Genomic DNA, 14783 nt, shown 5'->3' with positions numbered 1-14783 from the left:
TAATCTTCCACTCGACCTGTGAAAGCATGGTGACCGAAATTAGCCCTGATGCCGCGCGGAGCAAGCTGGCGAACCGATCTCCGTCCAATTCGGCGAACACACCGCCGCGCGAGACATCTATAGCCACAGGCTGCCCGCTGAGCGGTAGAGTTTCTGCTGCACCCTCCCCGTACCGACGAAAACCCCGCCGATGCCCGCATAAAGGGCGACGATTCCGACGATTGCGGAAGCCAGCTTATTTACCTACCATTAGGAATAATGAAAGCTGATTCGCTTCGGCTCTCTGGCGGGTGGATCGGTAATCGCAACGTTCCACCGCACGGGCTCCCGAGCGAGTTGGACGGCAACGCGGCCGCACGAGAAAGAAAGCCTCAGCCAGATGGCCGATGAAACCATGGGCGCGCCGCCCCCGATAGCAATCGCGCGGGTGGCAGCCTGCGTCGCAGCCGGTACGCTCGCGCTGGTGGTGATGGGACTTATGCCCTTGCTTTACTCGGCCTATGTCTCCGAGGGGACGATTTCAGCGCAGCGCCTTGGTCTGCTCGGAGCCATTGAATTGCTCGCGATCACCCTCGGAAGCGGCGCGGGCGTACTGATGCTTCGCAAACCCGGCGTAAGGCCGATCGCGCTGGTCGGCGTGTTCCTGTTGTGCTGCGGCAACCTGCTCGTCGCCAAACCGGGTGATACCGAACTTCTTTTCCTGTTTCGCACCATTGCGGGTTCGGGTGCCGGCCTCCTCGTGGGGGTCGCAGCCAGCGCGATTGCGCGCACGAACCGAATTGGCGCTTGGGCCGGCATCTATCTGTTCGGGCAGTCGATAACCCAGTTTGCCGTCATGCGGTGGTTCGCCATCTATGCGCCTGGCTCGGATGGGGCCCAAATCCAGTTGGCGCTAGCCTTGATGGGAATTATCACGATTGCGATCATTCCCTTTTTTCCGGCCCGTTTCTCCGCGCTCCACGCCGACAGTGGGACAATTCAGGGTCTCCCCGCCGGTCGTGGATTGCTGGGCCTTGTGGCGGCCTTCCTCTGCATCGGCGGTGCCGGGGGCGCATGGGCCTATCTCGAGCTGTGGATGCACGGCCAAGGTGTTTCGCACAGCGACGGCGCGCACCTCCTCAGTCTTGCGCTTCTCGGGCAAATATTCGGGTCGGTCGCTGGTACGTTTATCGCGGACGGCCGTTTGTCCTGGCTTCGGCTATTGGCGATCATCCTTGCCCTTGGCGGGACGAGCACTGCCTGGCTGCAGGCGCCCAGCTCAGAATATCTGGCCTTTTCATTCGGACTGTTTTTCGCTCTGGGTGCTCCCGCCTTCACGGGCGTGTTGGTGCATCTCGATCCCGAGAAAAGAGCATATGCCTATAGCTCAACGGCGCAGTTCGCCGGCGTCGCCGTTATCCCGACCATCGCGGGCGAGACACTTGCGCCCCACAGCCTGACGCTGGTTATCGTGGCCTGTACCGCGATGGTGTTTGCAAGCGCTGCGATAATTTCGACGCAAATTCCTCATCTTCTCCGCAAGCAGCGAGATCCCGCCTGACGAAAGAAATGTCGGACGTCACACAGTCCGGGAAACCCCTTGGCCGTGCGCCGGAAGCGGCAGCGCAAATAGAGCGGGCTGTACGCTTCATCATCCGTTCTACAGGAGCCCGTTCGGTCGACATCATCGCTCACTCCTGGGGAACTATTCCCGCCGGACTCTTCGCGGGCAAGCACCCCGGCCTGGTTCGCAGGCTCGTACTTTTCGGACCAATCGGGGTAAGAAACGGATCGCCAGCGGAGACGGCACCGGCCTGGGAGTTGGTAACCGTAGCCCAGCAGCATGCGCGTTTTGTCCGGGCCGTCCCTCTGGGCGAACCGGGGGTTCTGCTCGAGAAATATTTCCCGGCTTGGGCGGTGCCTATCTTAATTCCGATCCGGAAAGCAGAACCCGCGCGCCATACGCCGTCAAGGTCCCCGGGGGACCTTCGGCTGACATCGAGGCGGCCTGGGGAGGGAGACTTCCCTATTCTCCCCAAGATATTCGCGCGCAAACAATGATTATCCGCGGAGAATGGGACACAACGAGCCCGGATCCCGACATGAAATGGCTGAGAGATCAGCTCACAAACGCCGAGCGCGTGGAAATGGTCAAAGTTCCGCGGGCCACGCATCTCATGCACCTGGAACGCGGCAAGGACGACCTTTACGCCGCCACGCAGCGGTTTCTCGCTGCTCCGGCACGAGACGAAGATTGTTGTTCCCGTTAGCCTCTTCGCAGTCGTGTTAGAGGCGCAGCCGGACACCCCTATCGGGCAGTCAATCTAAGGATCGCGAGCGAAAAGAGGTCGCTGGTTAGGAATATGCGCGGGTTTCTGAAGAACGAACGCCTCCGAAACCGCACGGAGCCCGATTCCGATGCGGTCGCACAAGACACGCGCCAAGATGATGCGCCCATCCGGTAAGCGCCCGGTGGTAGGAAAGCTGGCCATTAAAGGCGAGCGGAAAGCCGATGTCATTCTCCCAGCCGTTGATCTCGTCGGGATCGACAGCGTCGAATCCCGTGACCGATGCGCATCGCACCGGAACTGTCGACCTTATCGGCAGGCGTGTTTAGCGAGATTGCGGCTCGGCAGGTGATCAAGCAACACCGCCGAACGGGCCCGGGCAGAAGGAAGTCCACCGCCCTGTTCGATGTTGAAACGGATTGCCTGCGGCGCGTCAAAAGCGAAGGAAGCTTTTGCGTCGCGCGCTGGGTATCGCGCCAGATCACTCCCTGTTTGTCTATCAACTGTCTCGCGGTTGCCCGGCTGCGGTGAACGGGCGGCGCCGACTAGGCCCTCTTTTTCACCGCCGCAGTCGGTTTCGCAGAGGGCGATTTTCTGATTTCGGAGCGCGCATTTTCGTCGAGCGGTTTCGCCTGCGCCTCGTTTTCCGGGGCAATGCCCCACGAGCGCAGCAATGTCTCCACGGCCGCCCCTATATCTTTCTCCGTCACATCCTCAGGGCGGAGCAGTCGTTGAATGAAGAGGCCGTCATCGAGGGCATGCAATATCAGACCCAGCAACCTTGCCTGGCCGGCCAATGGCTTGCCGGCATTCGTGATCTCGCTCTCGATGCCGCGCGAGAGGGTGGACCACACGTCGCGCTCCCGACCGGCTAGAAGCTCGCGAACTTCCGGGTTGCGCAGCGCGTAAAGAATAAGTTCGACCCTCAACGTGAACCAACCGGCCAAATTTTCCTCGCGGCGTCGGTGCCATGCGCCTAGCTCATCGCGGAAATTGTTCAAATTGACACTTGGGGCTGCTTGGCGGCGTTTCAGCAACTCCACAACGAGCGCGTGCTTGTCTTCGTAATTGCTGTAAAATGCGCCCCGCGTGAAACCGGCGCGCTCAGCAATTTGCTCAACCGAGGTCCCGCTTACGCCTCGCTCCATAAAGAGCTCGGTCGCAGCCTCCAAAATGAGTGACCGCGTTTGTTCGCGACTTTCCTCGCGGGTCAATCGTTTGCGCCGTGGTGACTTTTGCTCGGAAATGCGGGTCATGTAAGGTCACTTATCATCGGATGGAAGTTTACGGTCTGATCGTATCGGCTATACGAAGACGTTCCGCAATATCCACTCCATAGCACCAACGAAATCACGCCAGCTGGACTGCGCAGGATCCTGAATGGTTTTGGCACGTGCCGCCCGAGCGGCGGGCTGCGGATCGTAATAGAGCCTCGGGCTGCGACGCACAGCTTGTTGTCGATTACTGCATCGGCACGTCACCAGAGAAGTGTGACGGAGAGGGGCCGCGCTAGGATGGCGATGTCGCGCACCACTTGGCGCCCGGTCCCGCGAGATACCATTCGCGATGAGCAAGGCTCACACGCCTCGTTCTCGCGCCCGGCGACAATGGCTGACGCCCCACGGACGCGGGACGCATTTCACGAGCGGAGAAATCCAACAATCGCTTGATTCACGGGGCCGGGTTTCTGGCGATGAACGTAATGATTGGCACCGGCAACGACATGCCAGCTGTCAAGGCGCGGAGCATCCTCCCCCACCGCGCCCGGGTGAGAAAATATATTCAGCGGGCAGAATTCTCCCAGCATCACCATGACTGGCTGAGGCAAAGCAGCGACCTTGGCTTCTGAACCATCTGCGACGCGGGACGCCATCAGGCGAAGCGAAGCAAAGCCGGTCCGGCCATAGGATTGGTAGCAGTGCTGCGCATGCGCACCGACGTTTCGGTGTGGCATGGCACTAACCTCGCCTGGGCGCAGGGACCGGGAAATCACGTCCGCCCGATCATGGACCGTGTCGAGGTGATGCTGAAAGAAGGCGACGCCCCAGGCCGAGTCGGCATTCGCCTTCGCAGCGAAGCTTTCGCTCCGAACATGCGCGAGAAACGCGTCGTCGCCTGCCCAGGCTACTGGAACGGAGCCGATCAGAGCAAGCTTGCTGACCTGGTCTGAATATCGCAGGGCAAGCTCACGTGCAATCTCGCCGCCCAGGTTGTGCCCGATTACCGCAGCCTCTGAATAGCCCGTCGATCCGATCAGCGCCGCAATTAATGCCGGGGGATCGAGCGGTGATACGGAGCCCGCGCTGCTAAGGCCGCAGCCGGGTAAGTCGACGGCGACAGCTCGGAAGCCGGCCGCTGCCAACACCGGAAGCTGCCGCTCCCACGTCCGGTGCGTGTCCGCCCAGCCATGGATAAGGATCACCAACGGGCCGCTGCCCGCGGCAACATAGTGCAGCTTGTGACCGCCGATGTCGGCCCATTGGCTCGTAACGGCCTCACGCGCGGATAGCGGCGACAGCGTAATCATCCCTGCCGCGGCGCCGCCGGCCAAGAACTTGCGGCGATCGATGGGAAGGGCCGCGCCCATCATTTGCCTCTCGGATCGATGGGCGTGATGCGCCCGAAGTGCTTTTCCAACGTTTCGGCGACAAGCAGGCAAAGGTCCTCGCGGTAGGGGCGTCCGATTACCTGGACACTCTGCGGCAGACCTTGCGTGATGCCGGCCGGCACCGCGACCGAGGGAACCCCCATGAAGGAGGTGATGCTGTCGAGCCGCATGCCCTTTTGTACGAAGCGAAAAGATTCGGGGGTCTTCACATCAAAGTCCGGCTCCACGGCCTGCTCGGTGAAATTGGGTCCGAGAATAACCGGGAAGCGGTCGAACAGTTCGGCCCATTCCTGCATGATGCTGAACCGGCGGGCGGTGAATCCGACATATTCCTCGAGAGTTGCCGGTTTGCGCTCGTCCATGAACAGCTTGATGTATCGTTGCCCGTTGGGTTGGAGCAGAGCGCTGAGCCGGGGCCAGATGAGATTGAACTCGGTCAGGATCATGCGACCATAAAGATCGAGCGCTTCGGCCGCATGAGGAAGTTCCACTGGCTCCACCTCATAGCCAGCGCTCGCGAGAGCCTTGGCCGCCTGCTCGACCGCTGCCTTGACAGCCGGGTCCACGCCCTGCCCGTCCGGATCGACCACCAGTCCAACCCGCATCGGCTGTTTGGGAACCGGCGGCCAAAGCTCGACATCAGCCACTCGCGGATCACGCGTGTCGGGCCCGGCAAGCAGCGGGAAGACCGCGCGCAGATCGCCAACGGACCGTGCAAGCGGCCCGTCCACGGGAAAGAGCTGGGTCGCCAGCGTGACACTCGGCCCTCTGAGCGAGGGCAAACGGCCAAAGCCGGGTTTAAGCGCGGTTACGCCAGCGAAAGCCGCGGGCAAGCGTACCGAACCGCCTGCGTCGGTACCCAGAGCGATCGGCGCCATGCCCGTGCCGACGGCGACGCCATCGCCGCCGCTCGAGCCGCCTGGAGAGCGTCCGCTGTCCCAAGGGTTGATCGTCGCGCCGTAAAGCTGGCTGGACGTGTGAAATCGCAGGCTCAAATCGGGCAGATTTGTGTGCGCGATCGGAATGGCGCCAGCCCTGCGCAAGCGCTCCACCACGATCGCGTCTTCCGCTGCGATCGCGTTCTTGAGGGCCGGCACGCCGAGGGTTGTCGCGGCGCCCGCAACATCGAGCGACTCCTTCACCGTGAACGGGACACCGGCGAGCGCGCCGAGCGGTTTGCCGGCTTTCCGATCTGCGTCGACCTGGGACGCAGCGGCCCGGGCGGATTGCGCCATCACCTGTGTCGCGGCATTGACCTTCGGATTGACCGACGCGATGCGCTCTAAATGCGCATCGACAGCCTCAATGGCCGATATGTCGCCACGTTTCACGGCAGCCGCGATGTCCGTGGCGTTCAATTTCCAGATTTTACCCGCGAACATGTCGCCTTCTCCCTATCTTGCACGCGTCGCTGGGTGTTCCTCCAGCGACGATGCGCGCACCCTTAGTCCACCAACCCGGCTCAGAGTTGGCAAGTTTTGCCCGCGTCATTAAAATCCGAGCGACAACGTCAGACCATAGGTCCGGGGACGCTCCATGTAGCGCGTAGTTGTATCGCCCTGTGTGAAGGACGAGGTCCAGTATCGCGTATCGAACAGGTTGCGGACCCAGGCACTCATGTTCCAGCCGCCATCCTCGCGCCCGACGCCAATGCGCGCACCGGCCTGGGAAAAGCGCGGATTCCGCGCAGATGTCAGGGTGGCATTAAACACCGAGGCGGAGCTGGATTTGAACCCATAGTCGGCTCCGACGTTGGCTTTCAACGCCCCCCCGATGCTCCATTCATAGTCAGCGCCCAAGTCGAGATACCATTTGGGCGTGTCGGAGAACTCGGAGCCTTTCCAGTTAAAGATGGTGGTGCGGCCGTTGAAAATCGTAAAGTCCCGGAGAATCTTGGAGTCGAGGTAGGATCCGCCGGCGTGCAAGCGAAGCCCCGGCGCGGGATTCCAGTTCAAGTCGAGTTCCACGCCGGCAACCCGGCTTTTCGGCACATTGATAAGGGTCGGCAAAGGCGGAAAAACGCCGAGCGGATCGGCCAGGCCTGCCAGGGTCTGCTTATTGGAATAATCGTAGTAAAAGGCCGCAGCGTTCGCCTGAAGTCTCCCATCGAGAAAGGTCAGCTTGGTCCCAAGCTCGTAAGCAAGTACCGACTCCTGGCGCGCAGGCAGATATTGGGTGATCGTCGAAGCCGTCAGATTTGAAAAGCTTCCGGCCTTGTAGCCCCGGCTGCCGTTGATATAGACAAGGACATCCTTGGTCGGCTGCCAGGTAGCACCCACCCGCCACGACACATTGTCCTCATTCAGGTCCGCGCTCTCCTGCGCCGGATTGAGGTCCAGCCCGCGCGTCAGACATCCTCTGGGCGTGGACGGGATGAAGTTCCCGTCGCCCTTGATCCGCCGCACCAGACCGTCGAAGCCCGGAACGCCCGAACCATCGAGATCGCGGGTACAGCCATCAAAATGATTGCGGGACGAAGTGTAGCGAGCCGAGGCCTGGAGCGACAAGGTATCGAAAAGGGCATATTCGGCGCCCACGAACGCCGCCGCGGTTCGAACCCGCTGATTGCCCCGCGACAGTGCACCGCTGAACGGCGGGGCGCCCGGAGCGAAGGCCGCAAAGGTATAGGCAACGCTGGCGTCGGCAAAACGAATCGTCGCGTCCTCGAACGGGCGGTCCTTGGCGTAGTTGGCGCCGACGATCCAGTTGAAACGATCGCCCATTGCACCCGCGATACGCAATTCCTGATAGAAGGAGCGGATGCTGGTTCGTTGAACGAGCAGCAGGTTCTGGCCGGCCGTGCCGTCGAGGTCACGGTTATCGCGCTGTTTAAAATGGCTATAGGAGGTGATTGATGTCAGGGTGACATCGTCCGAAATATCGAATTCGACGCGGCCGGCGATCTGCCCAAAGCGTTGGTTCGACTGGAAAGACACGGTCGGATCCCAGTCCGCTGCGCGCGGGTCATCGGTCACGATGGGCTGCGCCAGAATGCGATTGCGAACTGCCAACGGCGCCGATGCCGTCGCGATCGCGATCGACACGAGCTGGGCCGCCTGCGTATCGGACCGGTCGATCCAGCCATTCACGTTGAGCAGGATACGAAGCCGATCAGTAGGCTCATAGTTCAGCAGTATCCGCCCGATGGTAAGGTCGCGGTCCCCCAGCTCGTCGTCGCGAGTGATGCTGCGCTGCCATGCGCCGCCGCGGACAGTCTTGAGCGCGACCCGGACGCCGAGATCATCCGACAGCGGGGCGCTGGCAAAACCGTCCAGGGTGAGCTCACCGAAGCGTGCGTATCCGACCCGCAATCCGCCCTCGAAGCTATCGGTCGGCTTGGCGGCGATGAAGTTTACCAGGCCGCCGGTCGAATTCTGTCCATAAAGGGTGCCCTGCGGTCCCTTCAGAACTTCGACGCGCTCGACGTCAAGCAGCGCACCCTTGCCCATGACCGGATAAGGAAGGGGCGTTTCATCGGTATAGAGCGCAACGGCAGGTGGAGCACCCACCGAGGTCTCCAGATAGCCGATCCCTCGAATGCGATAGACGGGATTGTCGAACTTTGTCCGGGTAAAGTTAAAACCGGGGACCAGCTTAGTTAGATCCTCAACGGTCGCGATACCCTGCTCGTCCAGCTGATCGCCCGAAAACGCGTTGATCGACATCGGTACATCGTTGGCGGACTGCTCGCGCTTTTGGGCGGTCACGACGATCTCGTTGATGCCTTGCATCTTGTCTTCCGGCGGCGCCTGCGCCGCCGCGACGGGCCCATAAATCGCGCTCGCTACGAATGTACCGCAGAGCAAGCTCGCGCGGCCCCACAATCTGTTTTGACTCTTCATAGAGCCCTCCCTCTCCGACTCGGCGTCTAGCACCGTACAAATACAGATACGGTTCTGTGTTTGAATATGCAATAGCATTAAGAATCACATATGTCTTTGATATCGCCTGTTGGTGGAGTGCGAGCGTAACGGCGCCAGGCCGGTTCTTTGCGCCGTAACGGTTTTGCGCGATCCAGTTCCGGACGGGTTCCGGACTGATAATAAAATGCTGGAAAGCCACCAGAGGATGCAGACCCCGGCAGCGACCTTCGCGGCAAGCCTTGCGAACAAACCGACGGCGGTGGCCACTGACGATGCTGGCAGCCCGCTCGCGCCGTTCAAAAGCCTCCCGTTTTGCGGAATGAATCGCGGCGGCCCCGGCCGCCAGGATGCCGTGCCCTTATGACAGCAGGCGGAACGGCCGACCACTGCACGGCCCCGTCGAGCGGCAGAGATATCCCAGTGGGTTCACGTGCGAAATCCGTTCCTGTTCTCTACGAGCGCACCTGCAGCAGCAAAAGGCTTGGAGGATACGCGCCGCTCGAACCTTGCGGGTTTCACCTATTCCGGACGAATGTCCCTATTTTGGGGCTGATCCATCAGCGGACTGCAATTACGCGGCGCCCGTTCCTCGTCGACCAGCGAGGGCACGCAACGACACCTTGTCGGTCTTGCCGTACTTGGTCAATGGAAGCTCGGCGGTGAAGACGATCTGTTTCGGAGCCTTGTAGCCTGAGAGGCGCTCGCGCGCGAAGGCGCGCAGTTCTGCTTCATCGACAGATTGCCGCGCGACGACGACGGCTACCACGCGCTCGCCCCAGTCTTCGTCGTGTAGGCCGACGACCCCGACGTCCGCCACGGCGGGGTGGGCGCGAAGAGCGGCCTCCACCTCGACCGAATAGATGTTGAGACCGCCGGAGATGATCATGTCCTTCTTGCGATCGACCAGAAATATATAGCCTGCCTCGTCCTGATAAGCGAGGTCGGCTGTATGGAGCCAACCGTCTACGATCGCTTCGGCCGTCGCGTGCGGATTCTCGAAATACTCGGCCAGGAGATAGGGCGAGCGGACACAAAGCTCGCCAACGGTTCCTGGCGCACAGACGGTTCCGCCTTCGCGGATCTCGACATCCACAAAAGGCACCGGTCTCCCGCACGAGCCAAGTCGGCCCTCTTGAAGGTGGTCGTGCCGCGAGAGGACGGTGATGAAGTTCGGGCATTCGGTCTGCCCGTAGATTTGCAGAAGGACGGGCCCGAATCTGTCGAGAGCCGAGCGAAGACGATCACTCGCCATAGGCGCAGCCCCATAGACGATCGTTCGGAACGATTGTGGTCCCTTCTCGTCCGGGCCTAGCGCGTCGAGGAGGCGGTAGATCATCGTGGGGACGGCAAAGGTCCAGGTCGCTTCATGCCTCCGCGCGAGGTCGAGAAACGCGCGCGGCTCGAATCTAGAAGCAAGCACGACGAGGCCGCCTTGCAAAAGGCACGCCTGGATCTGAAACCCTGCCGCGTGCGAGAGAGGTGTCGCCAGCAACATGACTTCGTCCCGGCGAATGTCGCCGCAGACCAGATGCGCGAAAAGGTTGACGGCTAGGCGTCCCTGCAGGTGCCGCACCCCCTTCGGTGCCCCGGTCGTGCCGCCGGTGTAGATAATCATCGCCGTATCGTCAGCAGCGGTGGCGTTTGACTCGAACGCGTCCGCGTCATGTTCGAGCGCTCGTTGCCACGGAACAGCGCCGGGCGTCGGTTGACCCCCGTCCAACACCTCGATCCGAAGTTGCAGAATCTCTGCTTCCCCGCCTGCGGGACTTTCAGGCGATGGAAGCGACCCATGCGATATGAGAGCCCGCATTTTGGAATGGTTGATGCAGTAGCGCAGTTCGGCCGGGCTCATCAGTTCGTTCAGGGGCACTTTTACAGCGCCGAGCTTCAGGATCGCCAAGTCCGCAATGACGAATTCGCAGCTGCTGCGCAGGTGCAGCCCGACGGCGTCGCCCTGCCCGATTCCCGCAGAGCTCAGAAAGGCGGCGAGGCGAGACGATCTTAAATCCAGCTCGGCATAAGACATGCTTGTGCCGTCGCAATATAATGCCGGGCGCAGGCCGTGCCGGGCGATCGATTTCAGCAGGAGGCTGGACAAGGTCAACATGGATATTCGCCTTCCGCGGGTTGCGCCTCTTTCGACACCGACCCGGTCAAACCCCTAATGTTACCGGGTATTACTGCACCGCGGCTGCGTAGGCCGCGGGCGCTCTCCCCCGAAACAGCTCGATGATCGCGGAGAAATCCTTGTCTCCGCCTCCGAGTGTTCCAAACAAGGCGTAGAGGCCCTCGGCCGCTGCACCAATCGGTGCCGCCGAGCCGGAGATCGCTGCCGCTTCCTGAGCGAGTTTGAGGTCCTTAAGCATCATGGCCGCGCTGAAGCCGGCTTCATATCCGCGGTTAGAGGGCGCATGGGGCACCGGGCCCGGCCACGGACAGTGACTCGTGAGACTCCAACATTGGGCCGTCGACTGCGAGGCGATGTCGAAGAATAAACGGCCATCCAGGCCAAGTCGCTCGGCTAAGGCAAAGGCCTCGCAAACCCCGATCATCGACACCCCGAGAACCATGTTGTTGCAGATCTTAGCCGCTTGCCCGGCGCCCGGATCACCCGCTCGAATGACGGCTCGTGCAAGCGGCTCGACCAGCCGCGCGATCTCGGCAAAATCTTCCTCCCGGCATCCAATCATGAAGGCAAGGCTTCCCGCAGCGGCGGCGATGACGCCGCCGGATACGGGCGCGTCGGCGAAGCGCAAATCCTTTGCCTGCGCCTCGCCTGCCAGCGCCCGGGCGCTCTCGACGTCGATGGTCGAGCAGTCGACCAGAAGCGTTCCTGCCGGGACGTTCGGGAACACCTCCCGGCTGTAGACGGCGCGCGCCTGCGCGCCGGCGGGCAGCATAGTTATTACGGCATCCGCTCCTTTGACCGCCTCGGCGACCGATCGGGCGGGGATGCATCCGGCTGAAACCGCGCGTTTGATCGCCTCGGACGCAAGGTCGAACGCGACGACGGTTCGTCCGGAACGCGTCAGCACTTCCGCCATGGCGCCGCCCATGTTTCCCAAACCGATGAATCCGATCTGCATGTTTTTCTCCCTATGCCGGTGCGCGATGCCGTAGGCGCTCCGGTCGTTCCTGGCGGACACATTGCCGCGATCGCCCGAGCTTCAAAGCGCGCCTGACGCGTCCTCTATCCTGACGATTTGCTTGCCAAGGTTCGCGCCGTCGAACAGGCCCTGAAGCGCCGTCGGCGCGTTCGCGAGGCCATCGACCACAGTTTCCTCGTAGCGCAGCCTGCCGTCTGCGACCAAGGGCGCTAACTGTCCAAAGGCTTCGGGCGCGCGAGCGAGATAATCGAGAAAGATGAACCCCTCCATCCGCGCGCGCTTGAATCCCAGCTGCATGTAATTCCGCGGCGTCGCTCCATATGCGTTATTGCGATAGCCCGACGAAATCGCCCCGCAGACGACGATCCTGGCGCGGTGCGCCAAGTTGTCGAGCGCAGCTTCGAGGATTTCGCCGCCGACGTTGTCGAACACGACATCGACGCCGTCGGGCGCGAGTTCGCGCAGGCGGGCGGCGACATCTTCGGTCTTATAGTCGATGCAGGCGTCGAACAACGCGACGTCTTCCACCCAACTCTTTTTGACTGGTCCGCCAGCGGAGCCAATAACGCGGCAGCCCAAGTGCCTGGCCCATTGGCCTGCCACCGACCCGACGCCGCCGGCTGCGCCCGAGACGAACACGGTTTGCCCCGGTTCCGGTCTGCCGACTTCTGCCATCCCGAAATAGGCAGTCAGGCCGTTGGAGCCGAACACGCTGAGCATGGCCTTCGGATCGATACCGGGGGGCACCTTGTGCAGACCGAAGGGCCCGTCATCCTCGCGCGCCACGACATAATCCTGCCACCCTGGGGATCCGAACACCCAGTCGCCTACTGTAAGGGTCGAGGTCTCTGACCGCACGACCCGGCCCACTCCGCTGCCGCGCATGGTCGCGCCAACCTCGACGGGGTCGACATAGGTCCGGTCGGCGTTGAGCCATGTGCGCTGAGTAGGATCCATCCCGAGCCAGACGACACGAACGAGCGCTTCGCCAGGCCCGATTTCCGGAACCGGGCCTTCTTCCAGCGAGAAATGCTGTGGCCCGACGGGACCCTCTGGCCGGGATTTCAGGATGAGACGCCGGTTAATCTCGTCTGGCACAATATGGCTCCTTCTGACTGAATCGTCGGACAGCAAGACAGGAGTGAGCGCTAGCGGAAGCACGACACGCGGGCGCTCGACCCTGGTGGCACCGCCGCGCGTTGGGCATCGGCTCCCTGCACCCTGCGGGTCGCCCACTTTTCACTGACCCGGCAAACTGACCGAAACAACATTAGTGATACTATTATGTATTTCGATTCATCTTCTAATCTGAAGGCTTGTGGCTGTCAACGGCCGGTTAGCGCAGGCGGACACCCGGCGATTACAGCAATTGGCGCTAGTCGGCCGAGCGAGGGCCGCGCTGCGAAGACGCGGCGCTGCCTTCGCGACATCCTGCTGAGGCTCCCAGACAGGCGGTGCAAATCGCCGGCGGTTCGCCTATAATCGATTCGATTACCGCGCAGATTACGTCCCCGATGAGCTGGCCTGAAATGACACCCACCGACCCTGGCACCCGTCCCCGGCGCAAACGCCTCACCCGCGAAGAAAGCCGCGAGCAAACCCGCACGCTTCTCCTCGAGGCCGCCACGGAGCTATTCATGGAGAAAGGCGTCAACGGCACCTCGGTCGAACAAATTGCCGAGCGGGCAGGGTTCACGCGAGGCGCTTTCTACAGCAATTATGACGATAAGCATGCCGTGGTCATCGAACTCCTGAAACGGCGCCAGACCGCCCCAAGCATCGACCTGGAAAATTTTCGCGAGGGACTGACGGCCTGGCACAAGCGGCGCGAAGAAAATCTCGCTGGCTGGTTCACGTTGCGCGGGGAGATGGTCTTATATGCGCTGCGCAACCCGGACGTCCGACATCTTCTGGCCGATCGCGAACGCGATGTCTGGTCGACGCTGGCGGCGGGGATTGCCGCGGAAGCCCGGGACGCCGACAGCGAGCTTTCGGCGCCAGCCGAGCTGCTCGGCCTGATCCTCCATGCGCTCGACGACGGGTTGTTTATCCAGCGCCTGCTTTATCCCCAGGATGTCACGCAGGAGATGGTGATCGACGCCGTCGACATTCTGCTCCGGTCGTGGCGAGAGCCTAGCGGGGTCAAGGGAAAGTGGGTATCCCCCACCGAGGGGCCGGCGCGCCAGGCGCGCACCGGCCGAGGGGACACGGACACTTCGCCAGCGCACAAGACGATTCCGTCCTCCGAGACGCCGAAGCGAGTTGTGAAGCCTGCCCCGCGGTCCACCCGCTAATTCTCGTCCGCGGCGTCATCGGCTGACTCTGCGCCAGCGCGGGTGATTGGCGGCAATCGTGCCTTGGTTTGGCAGGTCGGCCTTGCGTCTCGCCCGCGATCGTCAGTCAGCTGATGAGCTCTGAGCCACATCCAGGCCCCGCGCATAGGACCGCGCTTTCGCTACATAATCATCAGCCGAGGCTCGTAGCGACGCAATCAGCTCCAACGAGAGCTCGCGGACCGCTTTTGCAGGCGAGCCCACGATCAGGCTGCCGGCGGGGAAAATCTTGCCTTCGGTAATCAAGGCGCCCGCGCCGACAAGGCAGTTGTCGCCGATGACGGCGTGGTTGAGCACGATGGCGCCCATTCCAATCAGGACATTGTTCCCGATCGTGCACCCGTGACAGATAGCCCGATGACCGATCGTCACGCCCTCACCGATGGTCAGCGGCGCACCCGGATCGGAGTGCAGCGTTGCGCCTTCCTGAACATTGCTCCGCGCGCCTAGGGTTATCGCCGTGTTGTCGGCGCGGATCGTCGCCCCGAACCAGACGCTCGCATCGGCCTGCAATCGCACCTCGCCTATGAGGTCAGCACTCGGCGCGATCCACGCGCCGTCCGCTATGACGGGTGATCTTTCGTCGAGGGAATAGTAGGGCATCA

General features: G+C 61.9%; 12 protein-coding genes. 3 read left to right on the top strand and 9 right to left on the bottom strand.

Annotated features, from left to right (window positions below; translation table 11 throughout):
* The first annotated feature begins 379 nt into the window (after positions 1 to 379).
* Both VSX77_RS12245 and VSX77_RS16465 read left to right on the top strand, forming a co-directional pair.
* On the top strand, positions 380 to 1540 hold the full coding sequence (locus tag VSX77_RS12245; protein ID WP_338424887.1) for a hypothetical protein: 1161 nt from the start codon (positions 380 to 382) through the stop codon (positions 1538 to 1540).
* Between the two features lie 8 nt (positions 1541 to 1548).
* A complete protein-coding gene (locus VSX77_RS16465; protein ID WP_422397223.1) occupies positions 1549 to 2040 on the top strand; it encodes an alpha/beta fold hydrolase in 492 nt (163 codons plus the stop codon).
* Positions 2041 to 2334: 294 nt separating this feature from the next.
* On the opposite strand, the gene VSX77_RS16460 is transcribed toward VSX77_RS16465, so the two are convergent.
* From VSX77_RS16460 to VSX77_RS12210, 8 genes are all read right to left on the bottom strand, one after another.
* Positions 2335 to 2562: an endo alpha-1,4 polygalactosaminidase gene (locus tag VSX77_RS16460; RefSeq protein ID WP_422397222.1), complete on the bottom strand. Its 228-nt coding sequence runs from the start codon at positions 2560 to 2562 to the stop codon at positions 2335 to 2337.
* Between the two features lie 250 nt (positions 2563 to 2812).
* Entirely contained in the window at positions 2813 to 3523 is a 711-nt protein-coding gene (locus tag VSX77_RS12240; protein ID WP_338424886.1) for a TetR/AcrR family transcriptional regulator, read from the bottom strand.
* A 383-nt stretch (positions 3524 to 3906) separates the two neighbouring features.
* Positions 3907 to 4854 carry an alpha/beta fold hydrolase gene (locus tag VSX77_RS12235; protein WP_338424885.1) on the bottom strand — a complete coding sequence of 316 codons (948 nt, stop codon included), beginning with the start codon at positions 4852 to 4854 and terminating at the stop codon, positions 3907 to 3909.
* Entirely contained in the window at positions 4854 to 6257 is a 1404-nt protein-coding gene (locus VSX77_RS12230) for an amidase (RefSeq protein ID WP_338424884.1), read from the bottom strand. Before VSX77_RS12230 ends, VSX77_RS12235 begins: the two co-directional genes overlap by 1 nt.
* A gap of 108 nt (positions 6258 to 6365) precedes the next feature.
* Positions 6366 to 8717, bottom strand: a complete 2352-nt coding sequence (locus VSX77_RS12225; protein WP_338424883.1) for a TonB-dependent receptor — start codon at positions 8715 to 8717, stop codon at positions 6366 to 6368.
* A 592-nt stretch (positions 8718 to 9309) separates the two neighbouring features.
* Entirely contained in the window at positions 9310 to 10845 is a 1536-nt protein-coding gene (locus VSX77_RS12220) for a class I adenylate-forming enzyme family protein (RefSeq protein ID WP_338424882.1), read from the bottom strand.
* Positions 10846 to 10915: 70 nt separating this feature from the next.
* Positions 10916 to 11884 carry a 3-hydroxyisobutyrate dehydrogenase gene (gene mmsB, locus VSX77_RS12215; RefSeq protein ID WP_422397221.1) on the bottom strand — a complete coding sequence of 323 codons (969 nt, stop codon included), beginning with the start codon at positions 11882 to 11884 and terminating at the stop codon, positions 10916 to 10918.
* Between the two features lie 21 nt (positions 11885 to 11905).
* Complete coding sequence (locus tag VSX77_RS12210) at positions 11906 to 12979, bottom strand: NADP-dependent oxidoreductase (protein WP_338424880.1); 1074 nt, start codon at positions 12977 to 12979, stop codon at positions 11906 to 11908.
* A gap of 395 nt (positions 12980 to 13374) precedes the next feature.
* On the opposite strand from VSX77_RS12210, the gene VSX77_RS12205 reads away from it, so the two are divergent.
* The gene (locus tag VSX77_RS12205; RefSeq protein ID WP_338424879.1) at positions 13375 to 14139 is read left to right on the top strand and encodes a TetR/AcrR family transcriptional regulator; all 765 of its coding nucleotides are present in this window, start codon (positions 13375 to 13377) and stop codon (positions 14137 to 14139) included.
* 102 nt (positions 14140 to 14241) lie between these two features.
* On the opposite strand, the gene VSX77_RS12200 is transcribed toward VSX77_RS12205, so the two are convergent.
* Positions 14242 to 14781, bottom strand: a complete 540-nt coding sequence (locus VSX77_RS12200; RefSeq protein ID WP_338424878.1) for a gamma carbonic anhydrase family protein — start codon at positions 14779 to 14781, stop codon at positions 14242 to 14244.
* Positions 14782 to 14783 lie beyond the last annotated feature (2 nt).

Origin of the sequence: Sphingopyxis sp. TUF1 (genome assembly GCF_036687315.1) — a bacterium.
Taxonomy (GTDB): Bacteria; Pseudomonadota; Alphaproteobacteria; order Sphingomonadales; family Sphingomonadaceae; genus Sphingopyxis; species Sphingopyxis kveilinensis.
Note: the sequence above shows the minus strand (reverse complement) of the source record. Positions and strands in the feature narration are given on the sequence as shown.